The organism is Gilliamella sp. CG25 (genome assembly GCF_046635705.1).
Classification (GTDB): domain Bacteria; phylum Pseudomonadota; class Gammaproteobacteria; order Enterobacterales; family Orbaceae; genus Gilliamella; species Gilliamella apicola_I.
The window spans coordinates 14,139-30,745 of record NZ_JBIDFJ010000011.1; the positions used below are offsets into that span (position 1 = coordinate 14,139).

14 protein-coding genes are annotated in these 16,607 nt (G+C 32.3%); 1 reads left to right on the forward strand and 13 read right to left on the reverse strand.

The genetic code is table 11. The features are described 5' to 3' along the window. Positions 1-1,785, reverse strand: coding sequence for an extracellular solute-binding protein (locus ACGH6P_RS08985; RefSeq protein ID WP_411597323.1), 1,785 nt, complete (start codon positions 1,783-1,785; stop codon positions 1-3). Positions 1,786-2,330: 545 nt separating this feature from the next. Between ACGH6P_RS08985 and cas3 the strand changes: the two genes are divergently transcribed. Then, on the forward strand, positions 2,331-5,024 hold the full coding sequence (gene cas3 / locus ACGH6P_RS08990) for a CRISPR-associated helicase Cas3' (RefSeq protein ID WP_411597311.1): 2,694 nt from the start codon (positions 2,331-2,333) through the stop codon (positions 5,022-5,024). Between the two features lie 482 nt (positions 5,025-5,506). Here cas3 and ACGH6P_RS08995 read toward each other — a convergent pair whose 3' ends face one another. From ACGH6P_RS08995 to ACGH6P_RS09050, 12 genes are all read right to left on the reverse strand, one after another. After that, positions 5,507-6,469 carry a TrbM/KikA/MpfK family conjugal transfer protein gene (locus ACGH6P_RS08995; protein WP_411597312.1) on the reverse strand — a complete coding sequence of 321 codons (963 nt, stop codon included), beginning with the start codon at positions 6,467-6,469 and terminating at the stop codon, positions 5,507-5,509. A gap of 206 nt (positions 6,470-6,675) precedes the next feature. Beyond that, on the reverse strand, positions 6,676-7,113 hold the full coding sequence (locus ACGH6P_RS09000) for a hypothetical protein (protein WP_065559001.1): 438 nt from the start codon (positions 7,111-7,113) through the stop codon (positions 6,676-6,678). Then, on the reverse strand, positions 7,094-8,107 hold the full coding sequence (gene virB11, locus ACGH6P_RS09005; protein ID WP_081299148.1) for a P-type DNA transfer ATPase VirB11: 1,014 nt from the start codon (positions 8,105-8,107) through the stop codon (positions 7,094-7,096). The genes ACGH6P_RS09000 and virB11 overlap by 20 nt, the downstream gene beginning before the upstream one ends. Further along, positions 8,104-9,204 (reverse strand): TrbI/VirB10 family protein, encoded by a 1,101-nt coding sequence (locus ACGH6P_RS09010; RefSeq protein WP_267351512.1) that lies wholly within the window; start codon positions 9,202-9,204, stop codon positions 8,104-8,106. The genes virB11 and ACGH6P_RS09010 overlap by 4 nt, the downstream gene beginning before the upstream one ends. 9 nt (positions 9,205-9,213) lie before the next feature. Then, complete coding sequence (virB9, locus tag ACGH6P_RS09015; RefSeq protein WP_267351510.1) at positions 9,214-10,086, reverse strand: P-type conjugative transfer protein VirB9; 873 nt, start codon at positions 10,084-10,086, stop codon at positions 9,214-9,216. A gap of 5 nt (positions 10,087-10,091) precedes the next feature. Further along, complete coding sequence (locus ACGH6P_RS09020) at positions 10,092-10,790, reverse strand: virB8 family protein (RefSeq protein ID WP_267351508.1); 699 nt, start codon at positions 10,788-10,790, stop codon at positions 10,092-10,094. Beyond that, positions 10,791-10,976: a hypothetical protein gene (locus ACGH6P_RS09025; RefSeq protein WP_267351506.1), complete on the reverse strand. Its 186-nt coding sequence runs from the start codon at positions 10,974-10,976 to the stop codon at positions 10,791-10,793. After that, positions 10,973-11,827 (reverse strand): type IV secretion system protein, encoded by an 855-nt coding sequence (locus ACGH6P_RS09030; RefSeq protein WP_267351504.1) that lies wholly within the window; start codon positions 11,825-11,827, stop codon positions 10,973-10,975. The genes ACGH6P_RS09025 and ACGH6P_RS09030 overlap by 4 nt, the downstream gene beginning before the upstream one ends. Before the next feature lie 156 nt (positions 11,828-11,983). Further along, complete coding sequence (locus ACGH6P_RS09035; RefSeq protein WP_267351502.1) at positions 11,984-12,733, reverse strand: type IV secretion system protein; 750 nt, start codon at positions 12,731-12,733, stop codon at positions 11,984-11,986. A 14-nt stretch (positions 12,734-12,747) separates the two neighbouring features. Then, positions 12,748-15,564 carry a VirB3 family type IV secretion system protein gene (locus tag ACGH6P_RS09040; protein ID WP_267351501.1) on the reverse strand — a complete coding sequence of 939 codons (2,817 nt, stop codon included), beginning with the start codon at positions 15,562-15,564 and terminating at the stop codon, positions 12,748-12,750. A gap of 19 nt (positions 15,565-15,583) precedes the next feature. Further along, the gene (locus ACGH6P_RS09045) at positions 15,584-15,853 is read right to left on the reverse strand and encodes a TrbC/VirB2 family protein (protein ID WP_267351499.1); all 270 of its coding nucleotides are present in this window, start codon (positions 15,851-15,853) and stop codon (positions 15,584-15,586) included. 15 nt (positions 15,854-15,868) lie between these two features. After that, a complete protein-coding gene (locus tag ACGH6P_RS09050) occupies positions 15,869-16,498 on the reverse strand; it encodes a transglycosylase SLT domain-containing protein (protein ID WP_411597313.1) in 630 nt (209 codons plus the stop codon). Between the last annotated feature and the right edge of the window lie 109 nt (positions 16,499-16,607).

Sequence of the window (16,607 nt, forward strand, 5' to 3'; positions counted from 1 at the left end):
TCAATGTTCCTTATTCTTAGATAAATTAGCTGCTTTATCAGCATCATACCACCAACTATCCACGCCTATTGCATAAGTGGGTTGGATGTCTGGTTGCCCAAATTTATTCCAGTAAGCATAAAATGTTTGGCTATTATACCACATGGGGATCATGGGGTATTCTTGAGTAAGAATACGATCAAGCGCTCGTCCTAGTGGGATTAATGCTTCTTGATTATCGACATTCTTGGTGATTTCGGCGATGATACCGTCAATGGCTTGATTATGTAAACCTGAACCATTCCATGACGAATTAAGATATTCACTCCCCCAAAGAATCATCAGATCTGACGTTGGATAATTCACTGCCCCATAATTACGAGCCATCATATCATAATCACGTTCACGCATACGGCGTAAGTGTTGAGCCGAATCTAACAACGTAATTTTCATATTAATACCTAATTTTGATAAGCTTTGCTGAAATGGAATAGCATATTTAATATCTTCACCAAGGTAAGCAATAAGTTCAAATTCAAAAGGTTGCTTAGTTTTTGCATTGACAAGCACGCCATTTTCAATTTTCCAGCCAGCTTGATTGAGTAATTGGGCGGCTTTTAATAAATTTTCACGATTAAAACCCTGACCATCACTTTTAGGCAATGAATAAGCATCACCAAAAGCACGTTCAGGGATAATATCTTTATAGATATTCAGCCATTTTAGCTCCTGTTCGGTAGGGGTTCCTTTTGCAGCATAAATTGTATTTTCAAAAAAACTGGTCGGTCTTTTATAACTGTTATAGTAATAAGCACGATTTAACCATTCAAAATCGAATGCTAACGTAATCGCTTCACGAACTTTAATATCTTTAAACAGATCTTTTTGTAAATTAAAGGCTAACCATCTGGTGTCGGTTGCAGTTTTTATCGGCTTTTCCTGCTTGATGATATCGTTTGTGTCAAAATAATGACCTTGATATTGCGTAAACCAATTTTTAGGTTGGGACTCACCCCGAAAATCATATTCACCGGCCTTAAAGGCTTCTAATGCAATACTGCTATCCATATAATATTCTATGCGTTTTTCATCAAAATTATCTAAACCTCGATTAACGGGTAAATCTTTCGCCCAATAATGAGGATTACGGCGATAAATCACGTATTGCCCCATTTTATAATCACTAATAAAATAAGGCCCACTACCAACCGGTGGGGTCGTTAAGGGTTCTGAAAAATTATGATGTTGCCAAAAATGTTTTGGAATAACGCGCATATTGCCGACAAACGAAAGTAATTTTTCACGATCGGATTTTGGCAATTCAATACGAACTCGATAAGTATCTAAAGCCTTAACCGTCACGCCTTGATTATAGACTTTATATTGAGGCACACCTTCAGTCATAAATTTATTAAAGGTAAATTCCACATCTTCAGCGGTTATTGGCTGATCATCTTGAAAACGCGCATTAGGATTAATTAAAACTTCAGCCCAGCGGTAACTATCAGAATAAGTAATCGACGTTGCTATTAATGGATAAAAGCTGGTGATATCGTCTGCGGTATTCGTAAAAAGGGTATCATATAGTGCACCTGAATTTTTTTCGGGCGCACCACGACTGGCATAGCGATTGAAATTATTAAACGAACCAATCTCAGCTAGTTTAATAATTCCACCTTTCGGCGCATTTGGATTCACATACTCTAAATGTTCAAAATTGTCAGGATATTTAGGTTCGCCTAATAACGAAAAAATAGTTTTATGATAAATCTGTTCGTTCGTTTGAACTATGTCACGCATTGCCATTTGCTGACGACTATCCGAAGACTGCTCTACAGCTTGTGACGTTTGTTGCGTTGTTTTGTCTTCTGTTTGATTGGCATTAACAGATTGAGGAATAATGACAAATCCACTCATACAACAAGCAATGAGTACTGATTTTATTTTGGGTTTGATCTGACGAATCATCCTAATTTAATTCCTGTTTTAATCAATTTTAAATTTATTTGTTAGCGCAAAATTTTATTGTCATCGATAATGACTAAAATTATTTACCCTCAACAGTTAAAATATTCTATTTTGCCAAACTTCAATTAAGTGAGCAAAATCTAAATATTAGCACTAAATTCACCCAGTACAACCACCATTATAATCTGACTAATTAATTAATCATCAAAAAAGTTTAACATTTACTTTATGTTTCAGTATAAAAGATTTTGTTTCATTTTTATACTAAACAGTATTATATTAACAAACTAAATTTTTCGAAATTTAATGAAAATTATTAAGTTAAATAAGCATAAATAATAAAACGGACAAAACAGTAGCAAAACAATCAAGGAATACATTTAGTGACTCAGCCATTTTATCAATATTGGGGCAAATGCCATCAAAGTTCTGACAACAGTAGTTATCACTTACTTGCTTATCATAATTTAGATGTCGCTGCATGTGGTTATCAAATAGTTAAACAAAATTTATTTAACTCTTCGCAATTATTTGAACAAATTGGTTTTTCTGCAAAAGATGTCGATCAAGCAGCGCTTTGGTTTGCTTATTTTTTGGCTTGGCATGATATTGGTAAATTTGCGAATGGATTCCAAGCATTATTTAAACACAATCATCCGCAGCTTGTCAGCGTCGATCCATCTAAAAGCTATAATTCTAGACATGATTCGCTTGGTTTTTGGTTATGGAATAACTCACTTAAACACCAACCAAACGTTAAGCTTGAACAACATAGTGAAGATATTGATGAATTATATGACACATGGCTACTTATTATGACGGGACATCATGGCAAACCACCAGAACGAGAAGCTTATGGTAATTTATCATTTAATGAACAAGATAAACAATCGGCTTTAGACTATATTATCGCACTGAATCAATTGTTTATAGTCGATAACAATCTAGCACACCATGCTTGCCATTTTTTTGATAAAAATTATTATAAAAAATTAAAACAAATAAGTTGGTTAATTGCGGGTTTAACCGTAATCAGTGATTGGCTTGGTTCAAATGAACAATTTTTTCCGTTTTGTTCACAGCCCATGCCACTTGATGAATATTGGCATAATCATGCGATGTTGAAAGCAGAAAAAGCCATTGCCACTTTACCAACAGCATCGCCAATCACTCCTTTTAGTGATATTAAAAATTTGTTTCCTTTCATTGAAAAACCAACACCACTACAGCAACAAGCGTTAACCTGTCAACTTTCTGATAATGGTGCAGAACTTTTTATTATGGAGGATGTGACGGGTGCAGGAAAAACGGAAGCGTCAATGATTTTAGCACATCGGCTTATGACAGCTAAAAAAGCACAGGGTATCTATATCGGCTTACCAACACAAGCAACAGCTAATGCTATTTATCAGCGTACCGCTCAAGTATACGAACAATTATATCAAGCTGATAGCCATCCTTCGCTGGTACTGGCTCATGGCTCTAGCTATATGAATCCGCATTTTACTCAAACAATTTTAAATCACGATGAAATTAGCCAGCAAAAATACCCCAAGGGTGAACAATCAGTGAGTGGAGAATGTAATGAATGGTTTGTTGATACTCGAAAAAAATCGTTATTAGCTGAAGTAGGAGTTGGCACGTTAGATCAAGCGTTAATGGCAATTATGCCTTTCAAACATCAATCGTTACGTTTATTAGGATTACGCCATAAATTACTGATATTAGACGAAGTTCATGCTTATGACAGTTACATGGTAAAATTACTTGAAAACTTATTACATTACCATGCGTTACAAGGTGGCAGTGTTATTATTTTGACAGCAACATTACCTTTTTTTCTGCGTCAAAAACTACTCGATGCCTTTTATAAAGGCTTAACTGGCAACAAACAAGTTTTAGAATTAGAACAGTCATTACCTTTTCCACTTATGACACAGCTTAATCATAACGGCTTAGTTGAACAAGCGATTGAAACCCGACAAGAAGTTAAACGCCAAGTAAATATCGAATGGATTAACAATATTGAAGCAGGAATAGACAAAATCAGCAAAGCAATACAACAAGGTAAAATTATTTGCTGGATCAAAAACAGTGTACAAGATGCAATTAGTCTATATCAACAAGTTCAACTCAATTTACAACTGGATCATACACAAATCCTACTTTTTCATAGCCGTTTTGCGTATTGTGACCGTTTGGAAATTGAAGAAAAAACATTACAATGGGCTGGAAAAACATCGAATCATCAAATTCGTGCAGGAAAAGTCATTATAGCAACACAAGTGATTGAACAATCCTTGGATCTTGATTTTGATGAAATGATCAGCGATATTGCCCCGATAGATTTATTGATACAACGAGCTGGCCGTTTACAACGGCATGTTCGCGATAAACAGGGCAATATCAAGCCATATAATGAAAAAAATCAATCGTTTGATGAACGCCATCCCCCTACCCTAACCGTGCTTGCCCCAGATTGGCAAGCTGAACCTAACGCGAATTGGCTTGACGAACCAGCCTTTCGAAATACCAGTTATGTTTACGCTAATCCGGCTCATTTATGGTATACCCAAAAGATACTATCCGAGCAAGGTTGCATTAAAATGCCGGATGATGCAAGGCAATTAATTGAATCCGTTTATGAACAAGATCTTGAACCACCAGCAGGATTACAAAAAGGTTATCATGGTGCTCAAGGGGCTAATTTAAGTAAATCGTCTATCGCCAATCAAAACGTATTAAATTTGAATGAAGGTTATAAGCGTGATTCAAAAATGGGATGGGATAACGAAGTCGAAGTGGCGACTCGTTTATCAGAAGATAGCGTTGATATCTATTTAGCTTATCAACAAAATGAAAAAATTATTCCTTACTCTAGTCATAGTGAATACGCTTGGGAGCAAAGTCGAATTTCGCTAAGACGTGCCAAATGGGAAAAAATCAAAAATCAGATCCCTCAACTTGATCAAACAAGTTTAGAAAAACTCAGACAACAAATACATAGACCAACAGCGATAATTGTCTTACTCAATGAAAAATCAGACTTTTATTCTAGAAAATTGGGGTTTATCTAGGAAAAATTTTTATTCGATAAGGGTACTTATTCATTTTGACGTATTTTTTAATAATTATCTGTTTACTGATCAAAATAGGTAAAAAGGAAGTATGTATTAATTGTTTAATTTCTTTTAGCGATAGGATTCGTAGGAGATTTTAGGATTATGGTTTTAAAATTTATTTTATGTAAACCTTTTCATAATAGCTTTTAAACTACCCATTGCTGGTCATGAGTGTTTTTATGTATATAAGAAGCGACTAAAATCAGTTACGATATTGTTTGATGCAATAGATGATATTTTGTGTGTAAAAAAGATTGTGAGTTGAATATTTGATACCATTAATCATAAATTTCACTGTTATTTTAACCAACAAAGTTAATCCTTAGTGTTAAGGATTAACTTTTTAGTTTTCGTTAACAGTCATTATCAATTTTTGGTTGTTTAAATTGAAAGTTTGCTGTTTATATTTTCATGTCAGAAATCAGTTCTGAATTAGCTTAATTTTCATCTTTCCAACATTTTTTGGTAATTGGGTAATGTTTAAAATAACCATAACCAAAATTTATTTTTTCCATATGCCCTTTATTTCCTTGACTCTTCCATGCATCATATTCTTTTTTCGGATTTTTTCCTCTAATTATTATCGCACTGTAACCTCGTCGCCAATCTTTGTTTGAATAATAGGTTCCATCACAATGATAGGTAGGTAGTTTGATATCAGAATAGGCATGGTTGGCTAATGCTTCACAGTAATCTGGTAATTTTGCAATGGTTCTTATACTATCCCCTTTTTTATCTTGCAAGTTGTTTAATTCGTCAGCTGTACAATCTGTTTTTTGGTTTGGAATAATATCGTTGACTAGGTTATTTAAATTTTGGTCATCATTATCAACCGGACACATTGCTAAAAAAGATTTTCTTGCTGTTAGCGTTTTTGTCCAATTGAAAATCCCTCTGGTAATTACTTTTATTGAGAAGAATTTTTTAAGATAAGATGTACATTCACTCGGCCTTGTTATTGAAGATAAACATAAAATAACACCACAAGCTATTGCTTGATCATTAGAAAGATCTTTTTGGTTTATATTAAATCGATTTTTTTTGTCATTAGTAAAATGAGTCAGGTTATCTGATATTCCCACGTTTTCACGATAGTCTATATCGTTTGTGTTAGCAGGACTTGAGCTTGTAACTATTTTTGATTCTTTAGTTTCGGCAAGCCTATCGATTATACTTCTGTCATCTTCTTTTAAAGATGGGTTGTTTTTTTCAATAAGTTGTATTTTCTCTTTTAAATCGCTAGCTTTGAGCTGCTCTATTGGCGATATATGTTCTTTTGACATAATTGTTTTATATTCAAACCGGTATCTATCTAAGTCTTCTTTTTCATCAGCAAAACTGTTTAATGAAAAAAAAGCAGTCAATATGATAATTGTTTTAAAATAGTTTATTTTTTTCATAATATTACCTGCTTTTATAGTAATTGAATGTTATCAATTTCGTTTTTTGATATACATTTGTGTTTCATTGTTTTAATCATTGAATAACATCTTTTAATACACTTATCATTCGTTATTTTTAGATGTTATCGCTGGTTTTATTTAGTTTTATTATTTTATTGTTTTCCTATTCCCATGTTATTTTTTAATAACATATGTTTTAAATTTTATTTTGATTTTACAATCTTATCCCCCTGTTTTCCTGAAAATATAAATGTGACAAATTCATTTTTATCAACCATTTCTTCTGTTACAAATTGGCATTTAATCCCTATTTTTCTAAAATAATTTTCATAAAGATAAATATTTTTTTTGTTGCCAATTATTTTTATAGAATCGGCATGAGTTGCTAAAAAAATGACAGTTATTTTGTCTGACTCTTTAATTGGCTCGCCTACTACAGTATAAATCACTGATTTATCTTTAAAGTCCTTTATAATTTGTTCATTAGGTGATAGTCGACTTGTCGGATATCGAAATAGTTGATCTTGATATACAGATTTATAGTTGTCACTATTCAATTTAGGTGGTTTAGGTGGATTTGAACAACCTGTTAGGTATCCTATTAATATAATTAATAACCCTTTAATTAAATAACTTTTCATAATCGACATCCTTAAAATAGACTTCTGTAATTTTTCTTGAACCAGAAAAAGCTGACATTTGAATGACTACATCAATTGATAACCCTATCATTTTGGCAACAGTTTTATCACTTAATCCCACGGCTTTAGGATTTTCCATTACATTAGTCACCATTTTTTGAAAAGTCATTTCAACTGTAGGTGAATGATAAGAACATAGTGTTCCATTGTGGCCACTACCAATTACTTTGATGAGATCTAAGGCGACTTGATCTCGTATTTCAGCCAGTAGAATTCTGGTCGGTTTTAATCGTAAACATGCTTTTAGTAATTTTGATGGCGTTACCGGATCTTCTTCTTTGTATTGGCTATCATAGAAAAGTTGGGCATAGTTACCATGATTAAAAAAGGCTAATTCTTCTGTATCTTCGATAGATATTAACCGTGCATTTAATGGTATAAACTCCATTAAGCTTTTCATAAAGGTCGTTTTTCCCGATCCTGTTTCACCACAAAAAATGATGTTTTTACCCACAGCTACGGCTTTTTTTATAAAATCGACGAAATTTCTGCTAAGATAAAGTTCTTTTAACTCTTCATCATCTCTACTTTTATCACCAAATGCTTTGATATCATTAAATAAACCTTGTTCAACATACTTTTGATACGGTACATTGGTTTTATGATTTTTTCGGATATCTACAATTAAGTTTTTAGATGCGGGTGCATAAACTAATTGTATTCTTTCACCACTAATTAATGTCCCACTTAAAAAGGGGTTAGTTTCACCCAATTTTGTATTATTGTAATTTGCTGCTGTCGTGGCAAATGATTGTAAAAGTGAACCTGGTTTTTTTATATCGTTTTCAATCGATTCTTTTTTTATCCATTCATCGTCAGTAGTTTCAACCCACAATGCACCATCAGGATTGACACAAATTTCTTTTATTTTCGGATCTGATAGGTATTTTCCAAATAAAACTTCTGTATTTTCCCAAAAAATAGTATTCATCATTTTCTGTACTCTAATTTATAAACATCACTAAAATCAATATCTTGGTTAGTGTAAATACCAACACTATCACCATGATTACGATATATTGTTGGTGGAATATCAACATTTTTCTCAATTATCGATTTAGCAACATCCGTTCCACCTTGAGTGGTATTATTTAAATCAGTAAAAGTGTGTTCTTTTTGTAATCGTGATGCAGCAGCACTTGACAGATCACTCATCAAAGAAACTAACACAGCATTACCAAAACGAGTCCAAAAATGATTATCAACCCAACCACTAATACCTTGGCCACCTAATACATCACTCGCCCCTGAATCAATTCTTATTATTAAATTATTGGGTGTTCTGATCTCTTCCCATAAAACAAACACTCTATCGTCACCTTGATTAACACTGGCTCGTCTGAAGGCTCCATTAACTATTGAACCTTTTTCTATGAGTAAGGTCGTGCCATTTGCCGAATAAACATCATCACTGATAATGCATCCAACATCACCACTAATTTGGCTAATCAATGCTGTCCTTAATGAGCATTTAATAAATGTTCCCCTGTAAATTGATAAATTAGGGTTAAGTTTTAATACTTCCGCCTTAACAATCTTGGTACCTTGTTTGTTTTTTTCGTTATCGACAGAACTTTGTTGTTGAGGTATTGGTTGAACTATTGGTTGAGTTTCTTGTTGTTTTACATCTTTATCATCACCTTTAGCTAATCCAAAACGCCCTTTTATAATTACGGGTTTTGACTCTACTTCAACTTCATTTGGGATTGGATTTTCTGGATCAACACCATTTTCTGGATCATTCGGGGGTAAAAGATTATCAGGATTTCTAGTATTTCTTGTAATATTAAATGATCTATTATCAACAGTAACAACTTCGGGTTCTGCTTCATGTCTATCTGCTGTTAATGATGTTTTGAGCGATAAGATTCCCTTTGCTAACATAAATAACACAATAGCGATAACAATCATCAACATGAAAATTGTTTTAAATGATATTCCTTTTGATTTTTTCTCATTTTTCAATTCATCAGCGATATTCGATTTCAAATTTTCTTCATTTGACTCCATATTATTTTGATTGACACTCATTTTCTATCCTTACTGGTTGATCACTCTGATTACATTATCGCTTATTGTTGTTTTATATTCTGGTTTATAGGTTCCGTAAGACTGATTAAAAATCCCAACAACCTTGTTACCATTTCTTAAAATTAATTTTTCTGCCACTTTATGAACCACTAACGTTCGGTAATTATTTAATACATCGGCTCGCATATTGTAGGTGAGCATTTCTTCTGATTTATTTTTATTCACCAAAAATACACTTGGGATCTCTTTTTCATTGGAAAACCCTAAAAAGGTTAGTATGCCATCATCATAAACAAAATCCGGTACAATACTTTCACTTCCTTTATTAACAGATTTGTAATAATTCCAGTTCACAGGTGTACTTAACTTGCCTAATGATTTTGTTATAAGTTGTTTGTTTTTCTCTTCTTGATATATTTTTGCTTTTCTTATATTTTCATTTTTTATGGCTAAGGCTCTATCCTTCGGATAATTAAAGCGTACAATAAAAGAGTTATTATCTTGTTTTTCATCTATCATTAATTGGAATGAGTATTCCCTTTTATCGGTAATCACAATTAAATTGGTATTCCAATCTGGTGATGATGGTTTATAAAATGTCCCTTCCCCATTGTCGATAGGTTTGGGCATTATGATTAAATAATTATTTTGTATTTTATGTTGCCAACCCTCTTCAAAACCGGTGGTTACATATTGTATGTATTCATTATCTGAAAATTTTATGGTTGTGGTGTAACCATCTACCGCAATGATTTTAGTTACATCATCATTATTATAGTCAAGCTCTCGAACACGATAATCAAAATTAGATTTTGGGGGATCGGTTTCGGAATATGCATTAAACGTGATTAATACTATTAAAAATGTAATCAGCTTTTTCATTAAAATTACCTATTTTCTGTATCGACGGTGTAAGATAATATTTGAAATCCTAACGGATTGGACGTTCTATGATTTAACGCTAGTGATAAATTTGGTTTATAGTCATATGCTATGGTAGCAAAAATTCTTTTGCTCACTCTTTCATTGTTAGCAAGGTTTACCCTTGTCAATTCTGCCCGTGCAATTGCAGTCTTCGTGTTAGTCTCTCCTTCACTTACCCCCAAATTTATAGACAAAATTTTTACTTCGATAGCATAACCATCCCCATACAATTTGTAGGGTGCATTATCTGCGTTAAATAAGCCGATGTACTGCCGATTAACATTTGCTGATCCATATAATTGCACTCTTTCATAATCTTGTTGAAGAGTTTCATAAACATATTTTTCACGTAATTCAATATAATGAGCTATCCAAAATCGATCGAGTGCTTCATCCGGCGTAAAGGATTGATCCGTTAAGGATGGAATAATATCAGTATAGCCTGTATTGCTATCGACTCGAATAACATAGGGTTGAGTCTCTTTCAATGGTAATAAAAATGCAAATGACCCCGTTAACACTAGCGAATATAAGATAAAAATACTTGCTACTATCCATGCTAATTTTTTGGATTTTTCCTGATTCTGGATAATATTTTTTTCGAAAGTTAGACTTTCTTTTGTAAGTTCATCTATAACATGTATACTTTTTTTGTCTGACATTTACTTCGCCTTTATATTTTCTATTAGTTGATAAGTAATAATGTCACTATTTACTGCTTGTAATTGGTTATTTTCAAGAGGAACAGTATTTTTTCTTTTAACACAGCCTACCACTAACGTTAAAAATAATAGAGAAATTATAATTATTTTCATTTTTTTTCCATGTTTAATTATTTTTTGAATCATAATGCTGCTACCTTAGATGCGACATTGGCTGTAGTTTTAACTGTGTTAACAGCTCCATCCCATGCATTCAGAATTGAACCACATGTAAACCCTGTAAATGCTTGAGCTAACTTTTTTACTTCTGACATAACATAATAAAAGAAAATGGCAAAGAATAAACATGCAGCACAAATTACTCGGTATGATTGGGGATACTTACCTATGGAATCGCAAAGTGTTTTTAAAAATCCTGACATTAATGACATCATCAATCCAGATAATACCATTGTAATTATAGCCCCGACTACTGCAGACAGCCATCCTTCAAACACTTTTTTGGTATTTTCAAATGATAACGACAAAATTGCCAGTGGTGTAAAGAGCAAAGCAAACGCCAAAATAATTTCAGATGTTAATAATGCAAAAAGACAACTTCCTGCCATAATGAAGAAACATGCCCAGAAACTTACTGCAATAAAAGGACGTTCAAACATAAATGCTTTTTTAATGATCGGTTCTATGGCATTATTAAACTTATCTGTTTGACTATCTAGTTGTGCAATTGCTCCTCCCTTTTCTACTAAAACACCTTTAACTTCTTTTATTATGTCTAGAACTGTTTTTATCCACCCATCAGCATCAAAAGCAATACTCGTTACAATAGAGATTATTAATATTTTATGAATGTGTTCTCCAAGCCTGAAAGGCCTACTCCCCAGCGCAATTTCAATACTTTTATAGGTTACCCATAACAACATGATACTTCCGAATATTTCACTGATTGCACTCACCAATTCCGTAATTTTGGGGGCGGTAACTGCTGCAAGCGACTTATCAACAAACTTCTGAAGTGTAGTAAATACTCCTGCCATTTTTAATTTTCTCCAACCCTATAAGACTATTTTATAATGTAATATTAGCCTATTAGGCATTCCCCAAAAATCTTAAAATATTATCAATATATGTATTGTTAACAACGCAAATAAGCTAAATAATTGAAGAAGACCTAATTATTTTTTTAAACTTTTTTAAAAACCATCAAAACTAACATTACGATTGTTTCTATCTAACTCATCCTGAAAGAACTGAAATGTTGGTGTAGTCGGTCGTAATTCTATTTCATCGATAATTTGCTCTCTTTGCTTATTTATTAATTCTTGATTAGATTCATATTGTTTTTGTGTAAGTGCTAGTTTTCGATCTAATAATGCTAATTGGTTGTTATATAATGTGATTTGATTATTGATATCTGTACTGTTTTTAATATTTTTAGATTGTGCGACTTCATCGGCTAGTTTTCCTATTTTTTCCGAAATGACATTTATTTGTTCATTAACTTTTTCCATTGCAATATAGTTAGCCGCTAAGTTCAAATTTTCCGATTTACAAAGATTAATCAGCTCTTTAATGTTATTTCCACATCGACCATTAATATCTAATTTTGATGCTAATGCATTAGATTCTTGTGAAAATTTTCCGCTGATTATTGCGTTATAGTCAGGCATAATTTTATCAATGGCATTAATATCTTTAAGTAAGCTTTTAACATTAAAATTTCGAACTTGATCTTCGATACCTCTTAAAGTACCCAGTTGTTCCTGACCTAAAGTAAGATTACTATTATGAAAACTGTTTGTTGATTGCCATTGTTGTAGTTTTTCTTGCCACTCATTGAGTGCTCTTATACTGGCAGCACCATCAAATACAGGAACACCTCCAGATAATGCGTTATAAGATATAAAGCATAAACTTAACATTAATAATTTTGTTTTTTTCATTGTTTCCTCTCCCTTTATTGATTCATATTTTCAGCTTGTAATAATTGACCTAATTTTTTAATCCAGATTTGAGCGTCATCTGTTTCTGCTATTAGTTTATCGGCGACTGCTCGTTCTGATGAACCAATGCTCAATATACGTAAATTCTCACCTAGGCAACCTAAATTTAATCGACAAACGATACTTTCAGGTTTTCCGGTATCGACACTGGTTTTTTTCACTAAAAATTCTCTATCTGCTTTTTTCAAAGTCTTTAGCAATTGAAACTCTTTTTCAGTAAATTTTAGACGTTCAATAAAATAATCTTCCCGATATACTTTTTCTGGCATAACTATTTTAGTTTCTGTCTGTGTTAGTAGTACTTTGTATGTTTTGGTATGTTCAATCGAAGTCAGATCTTGCGTTGCACCGCCAATAAATCCTTGTAATTTACGGATAACCCTAAACAGATCATCGATCATGTTGTCAACCGTAGGACATTCTGCATATTTTTGTATTTCGTCGATAAAAACACCAATCCGTTGACCATTCAATAACAATTTTATTTTATGGAGAATGTAAAACATTAACGGATCTAAAATTTCCTTATCATCTAAAAACTCTGTACCATCAATGCCAAAAGTATTGTACTTTTCGATATCAAGATCATCTATTTCATTATCAAATACCCAACCTAAAAAACCATTTCGGCTCCATTTTTGCAGTCTTTCATGAATTGATTTTTCTCGTTTATCCTCTGCCTGCTCTATGTCCAATGTTTGAAGTAATAAAGAAATACCAAAACTTCTTTTGCTTCTTTCTCGGGACATGACTTGATTAACGGCTCTATATATCTCTTTATCTTGTAATACAGATACAGGGCCACCGTCTAATGAGCAAAGTAGTTTTATGAATGAAACTAAAAAATTAATGTTTTCTTGCGTGCTTTCAAGCGCAAAAGGATTTAGATTGGTATTGAAACCTTTTCTGAGACTAATGTATTTTCCACCTAAGGCTAACATATGCATCTGAACAGCCCTATCTTTATCAAAATAGATAAATCTAAATTTTTTGGTTTGTTCTAATACATTGGTTTTAAACGATGTTGGACTATTAAATTTTAAACTTTGTTCCAATATCCAGGATGCAAGAACCGTTTTACCGGCGCCTGTTCCACCAATGATCATGAAATTTCCGACTAGATCTTTACCTAAATCATTAGTAAATGCGTTTTCTTCATGAATATTGAAATAATAGGGTTGTCCGCCTCTAGTTTGTAATACCGTTAACGCATCTCCCCAACAATTGCCGATTCGTTTACCAGCTAAAAAATTGTGTAATCCCGTTGTTCCTGCAAAATTTTTACTGGTGATTTCAACGACGCGTGTTCGATATTTAAAATTTGAAGGCAACTGCGCAAAGAAATTAGGTTTTAATGATATTGTGCTATCTTGTGCAATAAACCCTTTATTATTTAGCGATTGTATAATTTCTTTTGATTGGTTTTGGACTTGCTCAAACGTATTGGCACGAATAAATACGTTAAAATGGTATTCTCCAATCGAAATATTACCACTTGCTAAATCATCAATAAATAAATTAAGAGTCATAACTTGAGACACACCATCATCGTTTGATGATTCAAATTGATTTTTCTTCCTTTTTATTAAATCCACTCCTTTTTTGGCTGATAAAATAGAAAAGGATTGCGTTATACAAATATCTATCGGTAAAGCGAGAAGAAAATCAAAAATACCTTGATTGGTTTCGTTGGAATAAGTTTTTATTTCAACGCATTTTATGTATTTAGTTTGATTATTTGACTTTGCGATAACTGTCTGTTCACCAAAATAATAATCAGACGTGGCTAATAGGTTGGATAACCTTGTCGGTTCGATTATTATAGGTCGATCAATACCACTTAATATTAAGTTATATAATTCAATCAATTCTGAATAAACATAGTCATTTTTCCTATATAACCCTAGTCGCCTTGAGCCAAATTCAGATAATCCTTTATCAAATCTGAAACAAAGATCTTTCATTTGTAATAAGTTATTATCAATGAAATCTTGTTTTTCTTTGATATTAATCGATTTTTTCCCTATCAATTTTGTAATTATACTGGTAATGAAGCTATCTGCTTTATCTTGTAAATCCGCGCCTTTCATCACCAAAGAAACATAAATAAAAGTCTCTTTATTCTGCTGACTTTTTAGGTAATCGAGATATCGATTATTATTTTGTTCAGCAAACCAAAACCCCGTAAAATCACCGCCTATTTTGATATCTGTATTTTTTTTGATGACATTTACATATATTGCTATGTTTTCATTTGAAAATGAGCGAATAAAATTATCAAGTTCATTTTTTCTGATATCAAGTTCATCATCACCTTTTGTTTCAAAGGAAATACCTTTTACTTCCCATGTTGCCACTAAATCACCATTTTTGTTAATAATAATGTGATTATCGATATGACTTGAGTAAGGTATGTTTTTTTCGATAGTTGAAAAATGTTTTAAATTAATATTATTATCCACTTTTATTGCCCGATAAGACGATGATGTTACATAATCTATATTATTGCCATATAGCTTTTTACTTTGTGACAAACTGGTCGTTCCGCTTGAAACCAATAATTTCTTTCCCAATATAGAAAAAAACATTTCATCCTTTTTATTTAAAGCAACACAGGTAATAAAAAGGAAAATACCTAAACCGACAAAAAAGTATGAAATAAACATACATAGCATTACAGTTATCCAAGCGATAAATATGATTAACTGTAACGGTAATCCCAACACTAGTGCGGGTCTGGTTAATGCCTTGTATAAAATATCTTTTTCCATTTATTTGACACTTTTATTTTTAAAAGAAAATACCTATTAATTCTGCCGCTCCACCTGCAAATGCAACTCCAATCACCCATTTAGAACACTCCTCCCAAGTTTTTGATCCTCGCCAAACTAAAACACCAACAATGAGTCCTGTTATAAGAAATACAACCCCTACAATGGCATGTATCGAAGTTTGCAAATTTTTCATACCACTTTCGGTTTTAGAAAGTCCGACAGCAAAACTTGGATTAGTAATCAAAATCCCAATTGACAACCAAAATAATTTTTTGATTAATTTCATTTTATTCTTTCTCCTTTAGTTCATATTGATTGTTTTTTTCAAAAACGATTCTTTTTTCTTGTGATTAGAAAAATTTTTTACTTGATTAGTATTTTTAACATTTGATGATCTAGCAATTTGTGTTGATGGTTGATTGTGATGATAATTTTCAACTTGATTTTTGAGTTGATAAAATTGGTTATAATCAAAATTGATAACAACATTTTCTTGCTTGTTAGCATAAGATGTTAAAAATCGTTCAACATAGCTATTATTAAAATCACGCTTAAAACCAGTTTTATCATTGCCACTGTAATAACAGCTCAATGCTTTTCCTATATCTTGATAATTTGAGTAACAATCTTTCAATATGACACTTGATAATTTGATGTTGTTACAAGGCTCTACCGCATCAAGAACAGGAATATTAAATCGATGAAGATTTTTGATATTGATTTGAGCAAGACCTACCGAATAATTTTTGTTTCTTTTTTCTAAATCATTAATAGTGTGCCAAAAATCATTTAAAGAAGTAGGTTGAGGAACAGAAGCGCCCACAACACCTATAGCATAAGGGTTATAACCGCTTTCTAATTGAATTAATGGTTCTAATAAATCAGAACTTACATTTAAAGCACAAGCTGTTAAAAGCGTAACTAACTCCACTTCCTCATTTCCTTCTATTCCTAATATAATGATATACGATTACAAATTATTGTAATTTTTTATTATTTTATTTTTTGTTTATAGTTATTTGATTTTTATTAATTTATTT